This window comes from Ruegeria arenilitoris (assembly GCF_013032445.1).
GTDB lineage: Bacteria > Pseudomonadota > Alphaproteobacteria > Rhodobacterales > Rhodobacteraceae > Ruegeria > Ruegeria arenilitoris_F.
In genome coordinates this window covers 24,449-43,398 of the sequence record NZ_WQCA01000008.1, presented here as the reverse complement: position 1 = coordinate 43,398, position 18,950 = coordinate 24,449, and the positions used below count along the sequence as shown (strand labels likewise).

At 57.9% G+C, this 18,950-nt stretch carries 24 protein-coding genes and 1 pseudogene; 14 read left to right on the top strand and 11 right to left on the bottom strand.

Features of this window, described 5'->3' with window-relative positions; translation table 11 throughout:
* Window positions 1-902 precede the first annotated feature (902 nt).
* Together GOW98_RS12850 and GOW98_RS12845 are read right to left on the bottom strand one after the other, a co-directional pair.
* Window positions 903-1,040, bottom strand: a complete 138-nt coding sequence (locus GOW98_RS12850) for an entericidin A/B family lipoprotein (protein ID WP_170332608.1) — start codon at window positions 1,038-1,040, stop codon at window positions 903-905.
* A 462-nt stretch (window positions 1,041-1,502) separates the two neighbouring features.
* Entirely contained in the window at window positions 1,503-1,844 is a 342-nt protein-coding gene (locus GOW98_RS12845) for an ArsR/SmtB family transcription factor (protein WP_170332606.1), read from the bottom strand.
* A gap of 312 nt (window positions 1,845-2,156) precedes the next feature.
* On the opposite strand from GOW98_RS12845, the gene GOW98_RS12840 reads away from it, so the two are divergent.
* The 6 genes from GOW98_RS12840 (at window position 2,157) to GOW98_RS12815 (ending at window position 5,906) form a co-directional block, all read left to right on the top strand.
* On the top strand, window positions 2,157-2,789 hold the full coding sequence (locus GOW98_RS12840; protein ID WP_170332604.1) for an ATP-dependent Clp protease proteolytic subunit: 633 nt from the start codon (window positions 2,157-2,159) through the stop codon (window positions 2,787-2,789).
* Between the two features lie 132 nt (window positions 2,790-2,921).
* The gene (gene clpX / locus GOW98_RS12835; protein ID WP_170332602.1) at window positions 2,922-4,187 is read left to right on the top strand and encodes an ATP-dependent Clp protease ATP-binding subunit ClpX; all 1,266 of its coding nucleotides are present in this window, start codon (window positions 2,922-2,924) and stop codon (window positions 4,185-4,187) included.
* Between the two features lie 63 nt (window positions 4,188-4,250).
* Window positions 4,251-4,613, top strand: a complete 363-nt coding sequence (locus GOW98_RS12830; RefSeq protein ID WP_170332600.1) for a RidA family protein — start codon at window positions 4,251-4,253, stop codon at window positions 4,611-4,613.
* A 79-nt stretch (window positions 4,614-4,692) separates the two neighbouring features.
* Window positions 4,693-5,076, top strand: a complete 384-nt coding sequence (locus GOW98_RS12825; protein ID WP_170332598.1) for an NADH:ubiquinone oxidoreductase subunit NDUFA12 — start codon at window positions 4,693-4,695, stop codon at window positions 5,074-5,076.
* Between the two features lie 12 nt (window positions 5,077-5,088).
* Entirely contained in the window at window positions 5,089-5,541 is a 453-nt protein-coding gene (gene mlaD, locus GOW98_RS12820; protein ID WP_170332596.1) for an outer membrane lipid asymmetry maintenance protein MlaD, read from the top strand.
* Window positions 5,538-5,906 carry a DUF2155 domain-containing protein gene (locus tag GOW98_RS12815; RefSeq protein WP_170332594.1) on the top strand — a complete coding sequence of 123 codons (369 nt, stop codon included), beginning with the start codon at window positions 5,538-5,540 and terminating at the stop codon, window positions 5,904-5,906. The genes mlaD and GOW98_RS12815 overlap by 4 nt, the downstream gene beginning before the upstream one ends.
* Here the strand turns inward: GOW98_RS12815 and aat are convergent.
* From aat to GOW98_RS12795, 4 genes are all read right to left on the bottom strand, one after another.
* Complete coding sequence (gene aat / locus GOW98_RS12810) at window positions 5,861-6,493, bottom strand: leucyl/phenylalanyl-tRNA--protein transferase (protein WP_170332592.1); 633 nt, start codon at window positions 6,491-6,493, stop codon at window positions 5,861-5,863. The two genes, GOW98_RS12815 and aat, sit on opposite strands and share 46 nt — an antisense overlap.
* 48 nt (window positions 6,494-6,541) lie before the next feature.
* Window positions 6,542-7,891 carry an acetyl-CoA carboxylase biotin carboxylase subunit gene (gene accC, locus GOW98_RS12805; RefSeq protein ID WP_170332590.1) on the bottom strand — a complete coding sequence of 450 codons (1,350 nt, stop codon included), beginning with the start codon at window positions 7,889-7,891 and terminating at the stop codon, window positions 6,542-6,544.
* Window positions 7,892-7,900: 9 nt separating this feature from the next.
* The gene (gene accB, locus GOW98_RS12800; RefSeq protein WP_170332588.1) at window positions 7,901-8,395 is read right to left on the bottom strand and encodes an acetyl-CoA carboxylase biotin carboxyl carrier protein; all 495 of its coding nucleotides are present in this window, start codon (window positions 8,393-8,395) and stop codon (window positions 7,901-7,903) included.
* A 151-nt stretch (window positions 8,396-8,546) separates the two neighbouring features.
* Window positions 8,547-9,083 (bottom strand): LuxR C-terminal-related transcriptional regulator, encoded by a 537-nt coding sequence (locus GOW98_RS12795; RefSeq protein ID WP_170332586.1) that lies wholly within the window; start codon window positions 9,081-9,083, stop codon window positions 8,547-8,549.
* Between the two features lie 205 nt (window positions 9,084-9,288).
* Between GOW98_RS12795 and GOW98_RS12790 the strand changes: the two genes are divergently transcribed.
* The 5 genes from GOW98_RS12790 (at window position 9,289) to GOW98_RS12770 (ending at window position 15,204) form a co-directional block, all read left to right on the top strand.
* The gene (locus tag GOW98_RS12790; RefSeq protein ID WP_170332584.1) at window positions 9,289-10,584 is read left to right on the top strand and encodes a helix-turn-helix domain-containing protein; all 1,296 of its coding nucleotides are present in this window, start codon (window positions 9,289-9,291) and stop codon (window positions 10,582-10,584) included.
* Between the two features lie 78 nt (window positions 10,585-10,662).
* A complete protein-coding gene (locus GOW98_RS12785) occupies window positions 10,663-11,043 on the top strand; it encodes a response regulator transcription factor (RefSeq protein WP_170332582.1) in 381 nt (126 codons plus the stop codon).
* Window positions 11,040-11,354 (top strand): hypothetical protein, encoded by a 315-nt coding sequence (locus GOW98_RS12780; RefSeq protein ID WP_170332580.1) that lies wholly within the window; start codon window positions 11,040-11,042, stop codon window positions 11,352-11,354. The genes GOW98_RS12785 and GOW98_RS12780 overlap by 4 nt, the downstream gene beginning before the upstream one ends.
* Window positions 11,342-14,020: a sensor histidine kinase gene (locus GOW98_RS12775; protein WP_170332578.1), complete on the top strand. Its 2,679-nt coding sequence runs from the start codon at window positions 11,342-11,344 to the stop codon at window positions 14,018-14,020. Before GOW98_RS12780 ends, GOW98_RS12775 begins: the two co-directional genes overlap by 13 nt.
* 77 nt (window positions 14,021-14,097) lie before the next feature.
* Window positions 14,098-15,204: a FliM/FliN family flagellar motor C-terminal domain-containing protein gene (locus GOW98_RS12770; RefSeq protein WP_170332577.1), complete on the top strand. Its 1,107-nt coding sequence runs from the start codon at window positions 14,098-14,100 to the stop codon at window positions 15,202-15,204.
* 1 nt (window position 15,205) lies between these two features.
* Here the strand turns inward: GOW98_RS12770 and GOW98_RS12765 are convergent, their stop codons facing one another.
* From GOW98_RS12765 to GOW98_RS12750, 4 genes are read right to left on the bottom strand one after another with little or no spacing between them, the layout of a single operon-like run.
* Window positions 15,206-15,637 carry a TIGR01244 family sulfur transferase gene (locus tag GOW98_RS12765; RefSeq protein ID WP_170332574.1) on the bottom strand — a complete coding sequence of 144 codons (432 nt, stop codon included), beginning with the start codon at window positions 15,635-15,637 and terminating at the stop codon, window positions 15,206-15,208.
* A gap of 9 nt (window positions 15,638-15,646) precedes the next feature.
* A complete protein-coding gene (locus tag GOW98_RS12760; protein ID WP_170332572.1) occupies window positions 15,647-16,078 on the bottom strand; it encodes a DUF6691 family protein in 432 nt (143 codons plus the stop codon).
* Entirely contained in the window at window positions 16,078-16,500 is a 423-nt protein-coding gene (locus tag GOW98_RS12755) for a YeeE/YedE family protein (protein WP_170332570.1), read from the bottom strand. Before GOW98_RS12755 ends, GOW98_RS12760 begins: the two co-directional genes overlap by 1 nt.
* A 31-nt stretch (window positions 16,501-16,531) precedes the next feature.
* A complete protein-coding gene (locus GOW98_RS12750) occupies window positions 16,532-17,395 on the bottom strand; it encodes an MBL fold metallo-hydrolase (RefSeq protein ID WP_170332568.1) in 864 nt (287 codons plus the stop codon).
* 244 nt (window positions 17,396-17,639) lie between these two features.
* Here GOW98_RS12750 and GOW98_RS12745 point away from each other — a divergent pair, with 244 nt between their 5' ends.
* The gene (locus GOW98_RS12745) at window positions 17,640-17,855 is read left to right on the top strand and encodes a hypothetical protein (RefSeq protein ID WP_170332566.1); all 216 of its coding nucleotides are present in this window, start codon (window positions 17,640-17,642) and stop codon (window positions 17,853-17,855) included.
* Between the two features lie 9 nt (window positions 17,856-17,864).
* On the opposite strand, the gene GOW98_RS12740 is transcribed toward GOW98_RS12745, so the two are convergent.
* Window positions 17,865-18,083 carry a hypothetical protein gene (locus GOW98_RS12740; RefSeq protein WP_170333052.1) on the bottom strand — a complete coding sequence of 73 codons (219 nt, stop codon included), beginning with the start codon at window positions 18,081-18,083 and terminating at the stop codon, window positions 17,865-17,867.
* 162 nt (window positions 18,084-18,245) lie between these two features.
* Between GOW98_RS12740 and GOW98_RS12735 the strand changes: the two are divergent.
* Window positions 18,246-18,359: pseudogene (locus GOW98_RS12735) on the top strand (GapR family DNA-binding domain-containing protein); the annotation flags it as partial.
* A gap of 163 nt (window positions 18,360-18,522) precedes the next feature.
* Window positions 18,523-18,783 (top strand): DUF2312 domain-containing protein, encoded by a 261-nt coding sequence (locus GOW98_RS12730; RefSeq protein ID WP_170332562.1) that lies wholly within the window; start codon window positions 18,523-18,525, stop codon window positions 18,781-18,783.
* Window positions 18,784-18,950 lie beyond the last annotated feature (167 nt).

Sequence of the window (18,950 nt, the reverse complement as noted above, 5' to 3'; positions counted from 1 at the left end):
CCGAACCTCGCGAGCCTTCAGCGCTACGTCTCAGATGAGGAGGAGGCGCGTCCGACCCGGGTTCCGTTTCTAAATTTCTCGATGGCAAAATGCGGGGTGTGATACGAATCGCGAAGTGGGGATTTAAGAACCGGGATCCTCAGATATTGTGGTCAGCAACCAGATTGGGCCCAATGCAGTTGCAGAAACGTGATGTCGTTGGGTGTTTTGCGCCAATTCAGAGTTTTCCTGCCTCAAGCTGACGCTGCAGCGAGAATTCCTGAGTTATCCCCAAATCCCTCCCAAAGGATATCAACATGTTATCCCCGCCTATTTTTTATGCTGCAGTGCTATTTTCTTGTCGGATCACAGGCGCCAATGCGACAGTCTCTGTACCACAACAGTTCTCAGGAACGGGGTGGGGCGCAAAGGCTAGGGGGTCTGCGCGGTGAGGGCAGGTTTTAGGATCTGACTTGTTGCGCCGAGACTTACCGGTGGATGTTTGGTGATCGGGGTGTCGTATCCGGATCAGTGGTCATCCTCTCAGAAGGCCGTCGCAAACTGTGTGGTGCCTTCGGGTGCTGTACAGCGGCCGTGGCTCTTTCAGGGGCTGCGGAAACTGGCTCGGGACGTCTGCGGACGTGTCGACCCGGCAAGGCGTCAGGAGTATCCGCAAGGGTACATGCATAGACCGTGTCTGCGCACCTGACGCCTTTTCCTTTAACCGTATTCCGGTTCGAAACAGGCTGCCACTTTCCCCTTGTAGGAAAACCAAACGGGGATCTTGTGTGTTCACAAGATCCCCGCCGTCGTGTCAGATGTGCAATACCGCGTCTATGTACCTCTAACCCAAAGCCAAATGTGGCCTGAGTTGAGGATCAATTATACGTTGCTTATGCGCAAATTTCTGCAAAATACTTACGTTACAGGTTTTGCTGAACGTCTGTTGCTGCGTCCTGAATCGCGTCGCCCGCTTTCTCGATGTCTTTGCCAGCACCCTTTGCGGTCTCGCATGCGGTGAGAGTGAACAGGGTAAGTCCTACTAAGATTGCACGGATCATGAGTGTCTCCATTTGTGTCAGTCTCATGTTGCGTATCAGTTTTCCTTGAGTGCAACCAGCGCTTTAAGGTTTTTCAGACTTTGCGGATCGACGGCAAAATAAACTTTGATGCACCAATAAAAGCGGTCTTTCAGGTGGTGCTAGTCCAACCGGGCCTTCGGTTAGTACAGAACCACCTAACCTGCCTACGAAATTGTAGCCAGCAGCAACGATCACCAATGCAATTTCGTTGACAATTGATTTCGCCTCAACCTCTCAGAGAGGTCCGCAGTCGTCGGTTCCGAGAAGGCTCAAGAGTAATGCGACAACGCGTAGGGACATGACGTAAAAGCGTCTGATGGGCAGTCAAACTGCGTCGGATTTGAGCGGATTGCACTTGTGTATTGCCGTGTTCCGAACCGCTGCGCGGTATTGGGTAACGGGGGTCAAAGCTGCCTAATCGAACACGAACTGATCGGTCTCTTAGTCTTTTTCGTCGCCGCAGAACATGTCGTAGACCAGTTCCAGCATGCGGCGCGGACGGTCATCGGCCAAACGGTAATAGATGGCCTTTCCCTCGCGGCGAGGAGTGACCAAACCTTCAAGACGCAAACGTGACAGTTGTTGGGATACAGCCGCTTGGCGAGCGGACAGCAGTTCTTCCAATTCGGTCACGGATTTTTCACCTGACACCAAATGGCACAAGATCATCAAGCGCCCCTCATGGCTGATGGCTTTCAGGAAATTCGACGCGCGCGTCGCGTTTTCCAGCATATTGTCGAACGATTTCGGGGGTGTTCCTTGCGAAAGCTGGGGAAGGGCCATCGTGTGTTTCCTTTTTATACCTAGAGGCCGGGAAAAAGTTGGGGTGGGCGGCACTACAGGATTATGATCCTTGGGTACATATTTTGATCATGAATTTCCATATGCATGGATCAAAATAATGTGATGTAATCTCATATAGGTTTGGTGGGTGGTTGCCGCAGTGCCCTCGAGACAGCAGGAGCGACCCGCAAAATACCGCGCCGATGCATGAAGTACTCTGTCCCCCTTGCAGCCCCCCTGTGGCGACACTAAGACTCGGGTAACGTTTCTTCGGGTAATGTCCCGATCCTTAGCAAAGCAGGCAGGTTCAGAATGTTCGATCCAGTTGATACCTATATGAATACGCTCGTCCCGATGGTGGTCGAACAGACCAGCCGGGGCGAACGTGCCTACGATATTTTCTCGCGCCTTCTAAAAGAGCGGATCATCTTCATCAACGGCCCAATCCATGACGGGATGAGCCATCTGGTCGTCGCCCAGCTGCTGCACCTGGAGGCAGAAAACCCCAGCAAAGAGATCTCGATCTACATCAATTCGCCTGGCGGTGTTGTGACCAGCGGTTTGTCGATTTACGACACAATGCAGTATATCAAGCCGAAATGTTCGACATTGGTGATCGGTCAGGCGGCCTCGATGGGGTCGGTTCTGCTGGCCGGTGGTGAGAATGGGATGCGGTTCTCGTTGCCCAATAGCCGCATCATGGTGCACCAGCCCAGCGGCGGATATCAGGGTCAGGCCAGCGACATCATGATTCACGCGGCCGAAACGCAGAAACTGAAAGATCGCCTTTATGACATCTACGTACGTCATACCGGCCAGACCAAAAAGGCGGTTGAAAAAGCGTTGGATCGTGACAATTTCATGAGCCCGGAAGAGGCAAAAGATTGGGGCCACATCGACGAAATCGTCGAAAATCGCGCCAAAATGGACGGCGAAGAGGCCTGACGTTAAGCCTCCGTGCGTGTAGCGCGGAGGCGCATTTTGAGATTGTAGCCGTCTCGGTGCTGGCCTAAGCTGCACCAACAGGCGGCAAGCGGTCCGAGGGGGACCGCAGGGACGAAGCCCGAAAGGTAGAACATGGCGACGAATTCAGGCGGTGACGGCAAGAACACGCTCTACTGTAGCTTCTGCGGCAAGAGTCAGCACGAGGTACGCAAGCTGATTGCCGGCCCGACAGTATTTATCTGCGATGAATGCGTCGAATTGTGCATGGACATCATCCGCGAGGAAACCAAGGCAAGTGGCCTGAAATCCTCGGACGGTGTGCCGACGCCCAAGGACATCTGCGAAGTTCTGGACGACTACGTGATCGGGCAGGCTACGGCCAAGCGAGTTCTCTCGGTCGCGGTGCACAACCATTACAAGCGCCTGAACCATGCTCAGAAAGCGGGCAGCGATATTGAGCTGGCGAAATCCAACATCCTGCTGATCGGCCCGACCGGCTGCGGTAAAACACTGCTGGCACAGACGCTGGCGCGGATTTTGGACGTGCCGTTCACCATGGCCGATGCCACCACGCTGACCGAAGCCGGTTATGTGGGTGAGGATGTTGAAAACATCATTCTGAAACTGCTGCAGGCCAGCGAATACAACGTCGAACGTGCGCAGCGTGGCATCGTCTATATAGACGAGGTCGATAAGATCACGCGCAAATCCGAAAACCCTTCGATCACCCGTGACGTATCGGGCGAGGGCGTGCAACAAGCGCTGCTGAAGCTGATGGAAGGCACCGTTGCCAGCGTGCCGCCGCAGGGTGGGCGCAAGCACCCGCAGCAGGAATTCCTACAGGTGGATACGACTAACATTCTGTTCATCTGTGGTGGTGCCTTTGCCGGTCTGGACAAGATCATCGCGCAGCGCGGTAAGGGCTCGGCCATGGGCTTTGGCGCCGATGTGCGGGATAACGACGAACGCGGCGTGGGCGAGATCTTTAAGGATCTGGAGCCCGAAGACCTGCTGAAATTCGGCCTGATCCCGGAATTTGTTGGCCGTCTGCCGGTTCTGGCAACGCTGGAAGATTTGGATGAGGACGCTCTGGTTACCATCCTGACCAAGCCCAAGAACGCTCTGGTCAAGCAATACCAGCGCCTGTTCGAACTGGAAGATGCTGAACTGGCCTTTACCGACGATGCGCTGAAGGCGATTGCCAAGAAGGCCATCGAACGGAAAACCGGTGCACGTGGTCTGCGTTCGATCCTCGAAGATATCCTGCTGGACACGATGTTCGAACTCCCGGGCATGAAGAACGTGACCGAGGTTGTGGTCAACGAAGAGGCGGTGTCGTCCGACAAGCAGCCGTTGATCATCTACGCGGATGCGGCGGAATCGGCATCTGCCGGTTAAGCTCAAAACGATTTAACAAACACGGCGCGGCACTGACCGCGCCGTTTTCTTGTGGGGGTCACTATGACGATCAGACGCATTTCCTCGGGTGGAGAATTTGAGGCCAAAATCGGATATTGCCGCGCCGTGGTTGCCGGTGGTTGGGTTCATGTCGCCGGAACGGTCGGGCAGGGCGATGATGTGACCGCGCAGTGCCGGTCGGCCCTTGAAACGATCGGCAAGGCGCTGACCGAAGCCGGGGCCAGTTTCGCAGACGTCGTACGCGTGACCTATATGCTGCCGGACCGGTCCGAGTTCGAACCCTGCTGGCCCATCTTGCGGGAATATTTCGGCGACAATCCACCGGCTACAACGATGATTGAGTGCGGTTTGATCGACCCGAAGTACCGGATCGAAATCGAAGTCACGGCATATCTGCCGGAATAGCAGGTGCGGCCCTAGTGGCACTGGACCTTGGCGGGGCTTTGGTCCATATCTGCGGGAACAGAAATGTCGGAGGCAACCGATGGGTATCCTGAACAGTCTTTTGCGGGCCGTAACCTGGTGGAACGGGGCCACTCTGAACACTCAGTTCTATACCGCGCGCAAAGGCGTCAAGGTCGGTGAGGATAACGAGGGCAATGTGTTCTATCGCAATGCCGATGACAGCAAGCGCTGGGTGATTTTCAACGGTGAGGCCGAGGCCAGCCGGATCGACCCCGACTGGCACGGCTGGCTGCACCGCACCTGGGATGAGCCGCCGACCGACAAGCCGTTGCAGCACAAGTCCTGGGAAAAACCGCATCAGGAGAACCTGACGGGGACGGCTCTGGCCTATACCCCCGCGGGGTCGCTGCGCCGTGTCGACCCGGTCGAGCGTACGGACTACGAGGCCTGGAGCCCGGAATAAACGAGGCGAGCAATGTCGAGTTACAACGTTACCGAAGTTCTTGTCGGTGGGGCCGTTCTAGCCTGCGCCGTTGCTTTTGGCGTTTATGCCAGCCAATCCACCGGCCTGTCGCAAGGTAGTGCGGGATATAAGCTTGAGGCGTCGTTCCGTTCACTCGAAGGCGTGGGCGTAGGCACGGATGTGCGGTTGGCCGGGGTCAAGATCGGCACGGTGACGGGCGTTGACCTGAACCCGGACACCTATCGCGCTGACACCACATTTTCGATTGCGGACGGCATTCTGGTGCCGGATGACAGCGCCATCGTGATTTCGTCTGAAGGCCTGCTGGGCGGCAATTTTGTCGAGGTAATGCCCGGCGGTTCACCTTTCTATTTTGAACCCGGCGATCAGGTTGAAGACACGCAAGGCGCGGTCAGCCTGATTTCGCTACTGGTCAAATTCGTGGCCGGAGACGGCGGAGAATGAGGCGTTTTGCCCTGATTGCGGCGCTACTGGCCGCCTCGGGTGCAACGGCGCAGCAAAAGGCGCAGTCAGGCCCCGGAGCGATTCTGCGGGGCCTCGACAAGGTCAGCGGTCAGACCGTCGATGTGGAATTGCAGAACGGTGAGACCACGGCAGTTTTTGGTCTGGACGTAGCGCTCGGCGATTGCCGTTACCCGGCCGAGAACCCGACCGGTGATGCCTTTGCCTATCTGACGATCTGGGAAAAAGGTAAGCCGGACGAATTGTTCGACGGCTGGATGATTGCCACATCTCCGGCGCTGAACGCGCTGGACCATGCGCGTTACGACGTCTGGGTGATCCGCTGTATGACACCTTCGGGTGACTGAGCCAGCGGCGCGGTGAAATCCGCGCTGGCATTTATCGCCTCGTCCAATTCCCGTCGGTATTGTGTTCGCGGAATTTCAATCGCGCCCAATGAGGCCAGATGCGCGGTCAGAAACTGCGTATCGAACAGTTGAAAGCCGGTTTGCCGCAGGCGGTCCACCAGATAGGCCAGCGCGATTTTTGATGCGTCCGTTCGGCGCGAGAACATGCTCTCTCCGAAAAACGCCGCGCCCAGTGCGATACCATAGACGCCTCCAACCAGATGATCCGCCTCCCAGATCTCTAAAGAATGCGCGTGGCCCAGGTGGTGAATCTGTTGGTAGAGATCTCGCAATTCGGCGTTGATCCATGTGTCCGCGCGATCTGCACAGCCATCAACGACACCGGCAAAATCCTGATTGATCGTCACTGAAAACCCGCTTTTGCGGATACGTCGCGCAAGGCTTCGCGACACGTGAAATCCATCCAGCGGAAAGACACCGCGAAATTTGGGATCAACCCAGAACAGCTCTGGCGCGTCACGGTGTTCGGCCATCGGAAAAATGCCGATGGAATAGCTGTGGAGTAAGAGTTCCGGGGAAAGGCTCATTGGGAATGCCCGAAGGTCGAAGGGCTGGTGCCCTTCGACCCTGATGATTTAATCGGCCATATGCTCCGCAAGCCAGCGCTCCAGCCAGTGGATGTTATAGTCGCCGCTGTGGATGTCGGGTTCCTGCAACAACGCATGAAACAGCGGAACGGTGGTGTCGATGCCGTCCACGATCAGTTCCCCCAAGGCTCGCTCCAGACGCGCCAGCGCCTCGGCCCGGTCACGGCCCTGAACGATCAGCTTGGCGATCAGCGAGTCGTAATACGGCGGGATCGAATAACCGTTATACAGCGCCGAATCCATCCGCACACCCAGACCGCCCGGCGCGTGATAGGCCGTGATTTTGCCCGGGCAGGGCGAGAAGTTGGGCAGCTTTTCAGCGTTGATCCGAACCTCGATGGCGTGGCCATTGATCTCTAGATCGTCCTGACCGAACGACATGTCCTCACCAGCGGCGACAAGGATTTGCTCGCGCACCAGATCGACGCCAAAGATGCCTTCGGTCACCGGGTGTTCCACCTGCAGGCGGGTGTTCATCTCGATGAAATAGAACTCGCCGTTTTCATATAGGAACTCGATGGTGCCCGCGCCGATATAGTTGATCTTGGCCACGGCGTCGGCACAGATCTTACCGATCTTGTCGCGTTCTTCCGGGCTGATCGCGGGGCCGGGGGCCTCTTCGAACACTTTCTGGTGGCGGCGTTGCAGCGAGCAATCACGCTCACCCAGATGCACCGCCTTGCCCTTACCGTCGCCAAAGACCTGAATCTCGATATGGCGCGGCGTGGTCAGGTATTTCTCGATATAAACCTCGTCGTTGCCAAAGGCGGCTTTGCCCTCGGCACGAGCGGTCATGAAGGCGCTCTCCATCTCAGCGGCACTGTTTGCAACTTTCATGCCGCGACCGCCGCCACCGGCGGTGGCCTTGATGATGACGGGATAGCCGAATTCCTCACCGATCTTCTTGGCGGTGGCCAGATCGGGCACGCCACCGTCCGAGCCCGGAACACAAGGCACACCCAGCGCCTTCATCGTGTCCTTGGCGGTGATCTTGTCACCCATGACGCGGATGTGTTCTGCGGTGGGGCCAATGAAAGTGATGCCGTGATCTTCGACGATCTGAACGAACTCGGCATTCTCGGACAAAAAGCCATAGCCGGGGTGGATCGCCTGCGCGCCGGTGATCTCACAGGCTGAGATGATCGCGGGTACGGACAGATAGCTTTGCGGGCTGGGCGGTGGGCCGATGCACACCGATTCGTCCGCCATGCGCACATGCATCGCGTCGCTGTCGGCGGTGGAGTGGACGGCGACCGTCTTAATCCCCATCTCGCGCGCTGCGCGGATCACGCGCAGGGCGATCTCGCCTCGGTTGGCAATCAGGATCTTGTCGAACATGGGCCCGCCTTACTCAACAATGACCAGAGGGGTGCCGAATTCCACCGCGTCGCCGTCACCGACCAGAATGCGCTTGATGGTGCCCGACTTGGGCGCGTGGATGTGGTTCATGGTTTTCATCGCTTCGACGATCAGCAGCGTGTCGCCTTCGGACACCGATGCACCAACCGAGATGAACGCAGGCGCGCCTGGCTCGGGTTGCATGTAAACCGTTCCAACCATGGGCGACGTCACTGCACCGGGGTGGCTGGCTGGATCTTCCAGCGCGGCGGGGGCTTCGGCAGCGGCAGGAGCGGCAACCGGGGCTGCGGCGGGTGCTGCCGCCGGAACTGCGACCTGAACCGGAGCGGCTGCGGCCGGAGACATGCGGCTGACGCGCACGTTCAGGCTGTCTTCCTCGCCATATTCGCGTTTGACCTGCAGCTCAGTCAGGTCGTTTTCGCGCAGCAATTCGGCCAGTGCCTTGATGAATGCCACATCCGCTTCGTGTTTGGTGTCTGTCATGAGTGTCCTCGACGGTTCCCCTTTGGCCCGTCTGTTCCATGCGGGCTTTGGTCTGATTACGCAGCGTTATAAGGCATGCGCCCGGCCATGAAAAGCGCGTCCGGGCCTGTCAGATGGGGGTTTTAATGAAGTTTTTGAAGGGCAGGAGGGGTTATAGTGGCATTCCCGAAAGTTTCGCCACCAGTTCGGGCAGTTTGCGGGCCCCGAATTTTTCCAAAAGACGGGCGCGATAGGCCTCGATTGTGCGATAGCTGAGCTCCAGTTCAGCCCCGATTTCCTTGGCGGACAGGCCCCGGCAAGACAAGATCGCAACCTCGCGTTCACGCGTGGTCAGTTCGACCAGGGGGCGTTCTTCCGAGATGTCGGAAAAGCTCCAGATACCGTGGCGGAACGGGTCATCCGGGGTCAGCGACCGCCCGCGTGCACGGCACCAGAACAGATCGCTGTTGCGCCGCCGCATGACACGTTCATCGGTGTAGTAGCCGGTGTCGCGCATCACCTGCAGGCTGCGCGCGCCGATACGTTCCCAGTCGGCCACCGAGGGGTAAAGGTGCAAAAGGGGCATGTTTCGATAATCTGCGGCCTCACCGCCAAAGGTGCGGGCGAACTGCAAATTGCAGCGCCGGATGATCCGGTTTTCCAATTCGACAAGTCCGATTGGCGCATATTCAAACGCGGGGTCGCTCATCCGGCTATCGTGCCGGGATTTCAGGGAAATTAGAAGGGGGCCCACGCAGATTCTGCGTGCCCTTTACGGGCGCTCGGTGATCCTATTTTGTCAAACTTGTAAAGGACCTATGAAAACTCTGACTTAACCACTAGAAATACAGTAAGAGTTCTGAAAATAAGCCGAGATCAGGTTCGGATGGTTTCGCTTTGGGAGGGGTGAGAACATGCGCGACACGCTGACAGGCAGCCGCATTCGTGAAAGGCGCCAGATCGCGGGCCTGCGGCAAGCGGAACTGGCGCGTCAGGTCGGGATTTCAGCGTCATATCTGAACCTTATCGAACATAATCGACGGCGGATTGGCGGTAAGCTGTTGGTCGATATCGCCGGGGCGCTGACTGTAGAGCCGTCGGTGCTGACGCAAGGGATCGAGGCTACGCTGATCTCGGCCCTGCGCGAAGCCGCCGCCGATGCCGTTGGTCAGCAGGCGGAACTGGACGGGCTTGAGGAGTTTGCCGGCCGGTTCCCCGGATGGGCAGGTGTGCTATCGCAGATGCACCGCCGGGTCGTGTCGCTGGAACGCACTGTGGAAACGCTGTCGGACCGTCTGACTCACGACCCGCATCTGGCGGCCTCGATGCATGAGGTTCTGTCAACCGCCGCTGCGATTCGGTCAACCGCCGCGATTCTGGCGGATACACAGGATATCGAACCCGAATGGCAGGACCGCTTTCATACAAACCTGCATCAGGACGCCGAACGTCTGGCGGAAAGCTCCAAGTCGCTGGTTACTTATCTGGATGAAAGCGATTCTGATGGTGATCATCGCGGCGTTCCGATGGAAGATGTCGAAGCGTTTTTCGAAGCCCACGGGCACCATTTCCCCGAGATTGAAGAGGTCGGCGAGGAGGCGGAAATAGACCTTAGCGATCTTGAATCCGCCGCTGCAAGAACCGTGACACGCGAGTTCCTGAAGGTCTATGCCGCAGATGCCAAGGCGATGCCGTTGGACAGGCTGCAGGCCGCACTGGCCGAGGCTCCGTTGGACCCGTTGCAGTTGGCGGCGCGGTTCTCGGTGAATGTCGCGACGGTGCTGCGGCGCCTGGCTGCTTTGCCAGGCGGGTATTTGGGGCGGCCGACGGGGCTGGTCATATGTGATGCCTCTGGCAGTATACTGTTCAGCAAATCCGTGCCCGGATTCGCCATGCCTCGCTTTGGTGAGGCTTGCCCCCTGTGGCCTCTGTTTCAGGCGCTGAATCGGCCGTTGGTGCCGATCCGCAAACGCGTCGTACAGCTTGGGCGGACGGCGGCGGTATTCGATTGTTTTGCCTATGCGTGGCCGCAGCACATATCCGATTTTGACGACGGGCCAATCTATCGTTCGGTAATGCTGGTGCGGTCGGTAGAGGACGTTGCCCAGGATGAACAAGCGGTTGCAAGGGTTGGTCCCAGTTGCAGGGTTTGCCCAAGCAGCGATTGCGCATCCCGCCGCGAACCTTCTATTTTGAGCGAAGGTTTTTGACAGTCTCCTGACACTGCGCGTAAGCTGGCAGAGATGGGTCGATCAGTTTAAGACCCGTCACGGGGAGGACAGAAAATCATGAGCCGTAAGGTTCTGCTAATTGAGGATGAGCCTAACATCGCCGAGGCCATTAGGTTCTTGCTGACCCGCGAGGGTTGGCAAGTTGAGACGCACGCCGAAGGCAGCGACGCATTACAGGTCATTCAGGGTGCAGACCCCGATCTAGTGATTCTCGACGTGATGCTGCCGGGAAAAAGCGGGATGGAGATCCTGCGCGATCTGCGCGAGTTGGAACACATGCAAGGCCTGCCGGTTCTGATGCTGACCGCCCGCGGGCAGTCTCGTGATCGGGAAATGGCCGAAAACGCAGGTGTCAGTCGTTTCATGACTAAACCGTTTTCAAATACCGAGATGTTGACTGCTGTGCGGGACCTGCACGCGCAGGCAACGCAGTCATGAGTTCGGACGAAGACCGTAAGCCATCGGGCGTCCGGCCTTCACTGTTTCTCGAACGGCAGAGCTATCGTCGCCGCCGATTGTCGGATGCCGCGCGCCTGCTGCCCTTTCTGGGGGCGGCTCTGTTGGCCATACCGTTACTATGGCCGGATGGTCAGGGCGCGCAGGAGGGTGTGTCTCTGTCCTCGGCCATCTTTTATATCTTCACGTGCTGGGTGGCGATGATCGGGGCCAGCCTGGTGTTTGGATTTGCCGCCAGACGCATGAGGGCTCATGAGGATTCCGAACCCGAGACGGACCGATGGCAACGCTGAACGTTCTGATTCTGGTATGTCTGGGCTACGTGGTGCTGCTGTTTGGTGTCGCCTTTGCCGCTGACAGGCTTGCCGCAGCGGGAAGGGGGGCGTGGCTACGGTCGCCACTGGTCTACACGCTGTCACTGTCGATCTATTGCACGGCCTGGACGTTTTATGGCGCCGTCGGGAATGCTGCGCGGTCGGGGTTAGAATTCGTCACGATCTACCTTGGCCCAACGCTGGTCATGGTCAGCTGGTGGTGGGGGCTGCGCAAACTGGTGCGGGTCGGGCGTAGTCAGCGGGTGACGTCGATCGCAGACTTGATCTCATCCCGATATGGCAAATCCAACACGCTGGCGATCTGTGTGACCATTCTGGCGGTGTTGGGCGGCACCCCCTATATCGCGTTGCAACTGCAATCCATCACACTGTCGTTTTCAATCTTTGCCGAAGCTGATCCCACTGGCTTGTATCGCGAAGGCTCCAGCGTCTTTTGGGTAGCGGCTGGGTTGGCCGTGTTCGCAATCCTGTTCGGTACGCGCAATCTGGACGTCAACGAACGCCATCACGGGGTCGTCACCGCCATTGCACTGGAATCGGTGGTTAAATTGTTCGCCCTGCTTGCGGTGGGCGCGTTTGTGGTCTGGGGTGTTGCAGGCGGTGTCGGGCCGATGATGGACCGCATCGACGCGTCCGAGATTGGGCAATGGAACGTGGACGCCGGACGCTGGACCACTTTCATCTTTCTGTCTGCAGCGGCCTTCATCTGCCTGCCGCGCATGTTTCAAGTCATGGTGGTCGAGAACGCGGACGAAGGGCATCTGAGAACCGCCGCCTGGGCTTTCCCGCTGTATCTGCTTTTGATGAGCCTCTTTGTCGTGCCCATCGCAGTTGTTGGTCTGGACCTGCTGCCTGAAGGCTCGAACCCCGATTTGTTCGTGCTGACCGTGCCGTTGTCGCAGGGAAATGACTGGTTGGCGATGCTGTCCTTTATCGGCGGGTTTTCCTCGGCCACGTCCATGGTCATCGTCACTGCCATGGCGCTGTCGACGATGGTATCGAACCACGTTGTCATGCCAATCTGGCTGAGCATGCAAGAAGGGTCCGGTTCCGTATCCGGTGACGTCAGAAACGTGGTGCTGGTGGCGCGGCGGGTGTCAATCGCGGTGATCATGGCGCTGGGTTACTATTACTATCGCCTGTCCGGCGGCGGCGCAGCTCTGGCCTCAATCGGTTTGATTGCCTTTGCCGGGATTTCCCAGATTCTGCCCGCATTGGTTGGCGGCCTGTTCTGGCGCGGAGCGACGCGGACCGGCGCCTTGGTGGGGCTGTCGGTAGGCTTCCTCTTGTGGATCTACACCCTGCTGCTGCCGGGGATGGAAGGGGCGCTGATGTCTGAGACGGTGCTGCAATACGGACCGTTCGGTTTGGGTTGGCTGCGCCCGCAGGCCCTGTTCGGGATCGAAGGGATGGATCCGATAGTGCATACCGTGATGTGGTCGCTGTCCCTGAATACCATTGCGTTCTGCGTGGCATCTCTACTGAGTTTCCCCAGCCCCTTGGAACGCCTTCAGGGCGCGCAATTCGTCAACGTTTTCGATCATTCTGTCGCGCCGCGTGGTTGGTCCGGGTCGGTCGCACAGAGCGAAGACCTGATGATCATGACCCAGCGGATATTGGGCGCAGGCCCCGCGCAGGAGTTCTTTCAGGCCGAGGTGGACTTGCAGGGCGGGCGTTCCAACCTGCCGGAGCCCACCCCGGCCTTTCTGGAACGGCTTGAGCGCGAACTGAGCGGTTCCGTCGGTGCTGCCACGGCCCACGCAATGATTGGTCAAATCGTCGGTGGTTCGTCTGTGTCGGTTGAAGACCTGCTGGCCGTGGCCGACGAATCCGCGCAGATGCTGGAGTATTCCAGTCAGTTGGAGTTGAAATCCGCCGAACTGACCCGAACCGCGCGGCAATTGCGTGAGGCAAACACCAAGCTGACGCAAATCTCGGAGCAGAAGGACAGTTTCCTCAGTCAGGTCAGTCACGAGCTGCGCACGCCGATGACCTCGATCCGCGCGTTTTCCGAGATCATGCGCGACACCGAGGGGCTGAGCGGGGAAGAACAGACGCGCTATGCCGCGATCATCCACGACGAGGCTCTGCGCCTGACCCGCTTGTTGGACGATCTTCTGGACCTAAGCGTGTTGGAAAGCGGTCGGGTCAATCTGAACGTCGGTGATGACACGTTGCGCTCGGTGCTGGATCGGGCTGTGCCCAGCGCGCTGGCGGGTTCGAACCGGACCCTCACGGTTCGGCGTACAAAGACAACAGAGCGCATTCCGCTACACACCGATCTGGATCGGTTGGGGCAGGTCTTTATCAACCTGATATCCAACGCACAAAAATACTGTGACGCCGAAGAGCCGGTGCTAACGATCGCAGCCCATGATGTCGGCGGGCAGGTGGTGATTGATTTCGCCGACAATGGCAGCGGCATCCCGCCCGAGGCCCGTTCGATGGTGTTCGAGAAATTCGCTCGCGTGGGTGTCGACAAGGCGGGCGGGGCCGGGCTGGGGCTGGCGATCTGCCGCGAGATCATGCAGCGACTGGGCGGAGAGATTACCTATCTGCCGGGGCAGGGCGGGGCAGCGTTTCGTGTCAGGCTGCCAATGGCCTATCAACAGGCGGCGCAGTGATGCGGGTGTAAAGACATTCGTAACCTGAACCGGGTTAGACCAGATGTCGGATACAGCAGTCTACAGCGGTTTTGGGCATGACGCAGACGATCAGCGCAGCTTTGGCGCGCAAGCTTTCAGTGGGACAGGAAGAGCAGGGCGACAAGCCGCGCTCGGTCCTGCGCGCGCTGCGGCTGGCTTTTGCTCGGGCTGCCGGGGATCGGTTGCAGTTGCCCATGGTTGTTATTGGGGCCAAGCAATCCCACCGAACACCGGACATGTTGGCAGATCAGGTCGGGGAAGATTGGCTGCTGTTGCAGTTTGTCGATGGCGACGGGGCGTTGGCCGCCATCTGCATGGATATTGGTGCGGTATCGGCCATCGTTCAGGTGCAAACCATTGGCGAGGTGATGGCGGGTGAATCTTCGCCCCGGGCGTTTACACCTACCGACGGGGCAATGGTGGTGCCTCTGATCGAAGACGCCATGGCGCGCGCGGTCGATCTGGTAGAGGCTCCGGGGGATCAATCCAGCTTGTCGGGGTTTGAATTTGCCACACGTCTTGCAGATCTGCGCACGTTGTCGCTGGCGATGGTCGAAGACGCGTATCGGGTGTTTGACCTGACTGTGGAACTCGGCGGCGGTCTGCGACAAGGGCAGATTTCGGTGTTCCTGCCAGACCGGACCGCCGAGGATGCCGACGAGCTGACGCAAGAGGACACAGGCCCAAATCTAGAGCAAGCATCGGGGGTATTGCGGGCCGAGCTGAATACGGTGATCTGCCGCATGTCGCTGCCTCTGGCATCTCTGTCTCGCCTCAAGACTGGGGATGTTCTTCCCCTGACGGGTTCAAGGCTGGACCGCGCCGAGGTTCTGACGATTGACCGCAGCCGCGCCGCGATTGGCCGGTTGGGGCAGTGTGGTGGGATGCGCGCGGTCCGGCTGAACGAATACACGCCGCTGACAGCGCTGACCCAATCCGAAACTGCCGAGTTTCTTGAGGCCCGCACGATCGCAGCGCCGCAACCCGATCCGGATATGCCCGCGCCGACGGAGCTATCGCAGATGCCGGTCGCGTTCGATCCAGGTGCAACAAGCGAAACCGAGCCCAACCTGAATTTCGCCGATTCAGATCAGATGGTGGCCGAAATTTCGCAATTGGCGGGTCTGAAATTTTCAGACACGGATCCGGGGGCGCTGAGTTAAGTCAGTCGGCACCGCCGCGGATCTGATCAAGGGTCGGGCGCAGGTTTTCCAGCGCGTAACCCGCTTTGGTGGTGGCATTCAGGATGTCGTCCGTGCTCATCCGGTCGCACTGACCCAGCGCCCAAATCACGGAGCAGCGCGTGCCCGAGGCGCAATAGGCCAGAACCGGCCCGCTGCAGCTTTCGGCCAGCTCGCGTTGCAGGGCCACATTCTCGGGCGTCATGGTCTGGTGTGTCAGTTCCAGTACTTCGTATTCCAGTCCCGCCGCGCGCACCGCTTCACCTATGGCATCCGATTGCATTACGGCCGGAACTTCGACATTTGGCCGGTTGCAGATGACTTTGACAAAACCAGCCTCGGCAATGGCGGGAACGTCCTCGACCGTGATTTGCGGCGAGACGGCGTAGCGGGGGGTAATCGGGCGAATCTCCATGGCAATTGATTAGGCCGCGTTTGCGACTCTGTCCAGTTGCGCGCCCATCGTCGGTGCCGCGTACATCCCCGCGATCATAGCCAGCAGAAAGACAACCCCGCCAACCCCGCCATAGCTGAGCGAGGCAAGCGCAGGTCCGGGGCACAATCCGGCCAGCGCCCAGCCCATCCCGAACAGCACAGACCCCAGGATCAGGCGGCGGTCCAACTCGGGCGCGGCCGGTTTTGGAAACTGCCCACCGGTCAGGGGGCGCCGATGGGGCGTCAAACGCCAGGCTATCAGCATTGGCAGGATCGCACCGCCCATCACAAAGGCCAACGTCGGGTCCCATTGGCCGAAGAAATCCAGCCAGCCCTGTACCTTGGTGGTGTTGGTCATACCGGACAACAGCAGGCCCGCACCGAACAGAGACCCCGCCAGTAGCGAAACAAGCGCACGCATCAGATCACTCCCCAGACATGGCGGAACAAGGTGATCGTAACAACGCCAGCCCCGATATAAATCAAGGTGGCGACGATGCCACGCAGCGAGAACCGCGAAATCCCGCAGACACCGTGACCGGATGTGCACCCGTTGGCGATGCGCGTTCCGGCCCCCACCAGCAGACCGGCGATGATTACTACGGCGATATTGCTGGTCAGATGTGTCTCGGGCGCCGGAGAGAGCAGGGGCCGCAGCAACAGGGGCATCCCGATTACACCCGCCAGAAAGCTTAGTCGTTCCAGCGACCGATCACTGTTGTCGATCAACCCGCCCAGAATGCCGCTGGCCCCCATGATGCGCCCGTTGCCCAACAAGTAGACGGCGGCGCCAAGGCCAATCAGAAGACCTCCGCCAAGGCCCCATATCCAGTCTAAGTGCATTTTGTGTCCTTTGCCGTTTGCGGCCAGATTGTCAGAGTTTGTTCAGGGGTAGCTTCAGAAACACGTCACCATGTTCATCCGCCGGAGGCATTTGCCCCGCGCGCATGTTGACCTGCAGGGACGGCAGGATCAGCCGCGGCATACCCAGCGTCGCATCCCGGGCGTCGCGCATCTCGACAAATTCCTCGATCGAGCGACCCTGACCAATGTGAACATTCAGCGCCTTCTGCTCACCAACCGTTGTTTCCCAGGCGTACTCATCGCGTCCCGGGGCTTTGTAATCATGGCCGACAAAAATCCGCGTCTCATCCGGAAGCGACAGGATTTTCTGGATCGAGTCATACAGTATCGCAGAAGACCCACCCGGAAAGTCGCAGCGCGCTGTGCCGAAATCCGGCATGAAAAGGGTGTCGCCGACAAAAGCCGCATCCCCGATTACGTAAGTCAGGCAGGCAGGCGTATGTCCGGGCGTATGCAGCACGTCTCCACGCATCTGCCCGACGTGAAAACTGTCACCTTCGCGGAATAGGGCGTCGAACTGGCTGCCATCGCGCTGAAACTCGGTGCCTTCGTTGAAGATTTTTCCAAAGGTTTCCTGAACGGTGACGATCTGATCGCCGATGCCGATCTTACCACCCAATTCCTGCTGCAAATAAGGCGCCGCAGACAGGTGATCGGCATGAACATGGCTTTCCAGTATCCATTCGACCCGCAGATCATTCTTGCGCACATGGTCGATGATCTGATCCGCCGAGCTTGTGCTGGTGCGGCCAGAGGCGTGGTCGAAATCCAGAACACTGTCGATGACCGCACAGGCAAGGCCTTCGGGCTCTTGCGCCACGTAGGAAACCGTAAAGGTCTCGGGGTCGAAAAACGCTTTCACTATGGGTGTCATGTGGCTCTCCGTCAGTGTTGCCATGTCACATATTAATTACGGAATATGTCATAATCAACATGTGTAATTTGATGCTGGTCAAGGCAGGGAAGTCTCATTATGAGTAAAATTTAGTCAATTCGCTTTAGGACAACCGGAACGGCAGGGCCAACAGGCGGATTCCCGCGCGATTTATGCGTAATCTGGGCGGGTCTTAAAAAGGTCACATATATCGGAGTAAATGAAGACATTTGGGAGGATGGAAATGTCATCAATCAATTTATACTCGGAAGCTGAAGAACTTGAAAAAAAGCTCAACGGTGCGGGTCTTGATACGCGACTTGCCCTTCAGCCCAGCCTGTCCAAAGTGATCGATAGGATGCGTCAGGAGGGTATGCACGTACCGTCGCGCCTGCGACAGCTGGATGCAGCCCTGTGCGAAGATGCCATGGAGGCGCGCTTCGACAATCTGCCGGTCTAGTCCGTCAGGCTAGCTAAAAGAAATCCCTAAGATTACCACCATCAAGCCAATCACCGACAAAAACAACGAAGCCAGATTCCACGGCAGAATACCCTGAACAACAGCGCGCAATTCTTCGTCCGAGAGGCCGGATTTGCGCGCCTTCATCACGTGTGCAATGCACCAGACCAGGCCCACAAGCCCGGCAAGAGACAGGGCGGCACCGCCCCAAGTGATGAATTCGAACATGGTTCCCCACATTTGCGTGTCACGTTCCTCTGCGATTAGCCGAGAACCCATGCGCACACAAGCCCGCTGGTGATTGGGCGCTTGCGGCGCGGGCGGTGGCAATGTATCCGGCATATTGCCCGTTGCCAAAGCAACAGCAATCCACCTCTGGGAGAGACATAAATGGATGACATGGCCGAAGATCAGGCCACTGCCAATTATCGCGTAACCGCAGGCGAGCTACGCCAATTCATCGAACGGTTCGAAGGTCTGGACGCTGAAAAGAAAGATCTGGCTTAACAGCAGAAAGAGGTCATGACTGAGGCTAAAGCCCACAGTTATTTTTACCACCAATAAACTGTTGTCTAGTTTTAAAGGCAATGAGTAATGAGAGATACACGCATCCCAAGATGTGTTCTCTGTACCCGGATAAACGCAGCGAAAACTAATGAGGTAAATGATGGAACAGGATTCGGTCCAAGATAGCTACAAGGTCACCGCCGGAGAATTGCGCCAATTTGTCGAGCGTATTGAGCGTTTGGAAATGGAAAAGAAGGATATCGCGGATCAAATAAAAGAAGTGTATTCAGAGAGTAAAGCACGTGGTTACGACGTGAAGGCCATGCGCAGCATCATTTCTCTCAGAAAAAGAGATAAAGACGACATTGCCGAACAAGAGGCTGTAATTGAAATGTACAAAGAAGCATTGGGCATGAACTAAAGCTCGCGATCCGGGAAGCTAATATTTGGTTTCCTGATCTCCTGAACTTCCCGACCGCGGGGCCTGTCCGATCTTCAGGACCCGAAGTTGATCGGCGCCTTGACGTCGGTTTCGATCCCAGGGTTGCGCGCTCGCCGTTTTCAAATCGACGTATCTGGACGAAGGCG

Excerpts from the sequence above, each read along its gene's own strand:
- GOW98_RS12850 (WP_170332608.1), bottom strand. The coding sequence starts at position 1,040 with ATGATCCGTGCAATCTTAGTAGGACTTACCCTGTTCACTCTCACCGCA.
- GOW98_RS12845 (WP_170332606.1), bottom strand. The coding sequence starts at position 1,844 with ATGGCCCTTCCCCAGCTTTCGCAAGGAACACCCCCGAAATCGTTCGAC.
- GOW98_RS12840 (WP_170332604.1), top strand. The coding sequence starts at position 2,157 with ATGTTCGATCCAGTTGATACCTATATGAATACGCTCGTCCCGATGGTG.
- clpX (WP_170332602.1), top strand. The coding sequence starts at position 2,922 with ATGGCGACGAATTCAGGCGGTGACGGCAAGAACACGCTCTACTGTAGC.
- GOW98_RS12830 (WP_170332600.1), top strand. The coding sequence starts at position 4,251 with ATGACGATCAGACGCATTTCCTCGGGTGGAGAATTTGAGGCCAAAATC.
- GOW98_RS12825 (WP_170332598.1), top strand. The coding sequence starts at position 4,693 with ATGGGTATCCTGAACAGTCTTTTGCGGGCCGTAACCTGGTGGAACGGG.
- mlaD (WP_170332596.1), top strand. The coding sequence starts at position 5,089 with ATGTCGAGTTACAACGTTACCGAAGTTCTTGTCGGTGGGGCCGTTCTA.
- GOW98_RS12815 (WP_170332594.1), top strand. The coding sequence starts at position 5,538 with ATGAGGCGTTTTGCCCTGATTGCGGCGCTACTGGCCGCCTCGGGTGCA.
- aat (WP_170332592.1), bottom strand. The coding sequence starts at position 6,493 with ATGAGCCTTTCCCCGGAACTCTTACTCCACAGCTATTCCATCGGCATT.
- accC (WP_170332590.1), bottom strand. The coding sequence starts at position 7,891 with ATGTTCGACAAGATCCTGATTGCCAACCGAGGCGAGATCGCCCTGCGC.
- accB (WP_170332588.1), bottom strand. The coding sequence starts at position 8,395 with ATGACAGACACCAAACACGAAGCGGATGTGGCATTCATCAAGGCACTG.
- GOW98_RS12795 (WP_170332586.1), bottom strand. The coding sequence starts at position 9,083 with ATGAGCGACCCCGCGTTTGAATATGCGCCAATCGGACTTGTCGAATTG.
- GOW98_RS12790 (WP_170332584.1), top strand. The coding sequence starts at position 9,289 with ATGCGCGACACGCTGACAGGCAGCCGCATTCGTGAAAGGCGCCAGATC.
- GOW98_RS12785 (WP_170332582.1), top strand. The coding sequence starts at position 10,663 with ATGAGCCGTAAGGTTCTGCTAATTGAGGATGAGCCTAACATCGCCGAG.
- GOW98_RS12780 (WP_170332580.1), top strand. The coding sequence starts at position 11,040 with ATGAGTTCGGACGAAGACCGTAAGCCATCGGGCGTCCGGCCTTCACTG.
- GOW98_RS12775 (WP_170332578.1), top strand. The coding sequence starts at position 11,342 with ATGGCAACGCTGAACGTTCTGATTCTGGTATGTCTGGGCTACGTGGTG.
- GOW98_RS12770 (WP_170332577.1), top strand. The coding sequence starts at position 14,098 with ATGACGCAGACGATCAGCGCAGCTTTGGCGCGCAAGCTTTCAGTGGGA.
- GOW98_RS12765 (WP_170332574.1), bottom strand. The coding sequence starts at position 15,637 with ATGGAGATTCGCCCGATTACCCCCCGCTACGCCGTCTCGCCGCAAATC.
- GOW98_RS12760 (WP_170332572.1), bottom strand. The coding sequence starts at position 16,078 with ATGCGTGCGCTTGTTTCGCTACTGGCGGGGTCTCTGTTCGGTGCGGGC.
- GOW98_RS12755 (WP_170332570.1), bottom strand. The coding sequence starts at position 16,500 with ATGCACTTAGACTGGATATGGGGCCTTGGCGGAGGTCTTCTGATTGGC.
- GOW98_RS12750 (WP_170332568.1), bottom strand. The coding sequence starts at position 17,395 with ATGACACCCATAGTGAAAGCGTTTTTCGACCCCGAGACCTTTACGGTT.
- GOW98_RS12745 (WP_170332566.1), top strand. The coding sequence starts at position 17,640 with ATGTCATCAATCAATTTATACTCGGAAGCTGAAGAACTTGAAAAAAAG.
- GOW98_RS12740 (WP_170333052.1), bottom strand. The coding sequence starts at position 18,083 with ATGTTCGAATTCATCACTTGGGGCGGTGCCGCCCTGTCTCTTGCCGGG.
- GOW98_RS12730 (WP_170332562.1), top strand. The coding sequence starts at position 18,523 with ATGGAACAGGATTCGGTCCAAGATAGCTACAAGGTCACCGCCGGAGAA.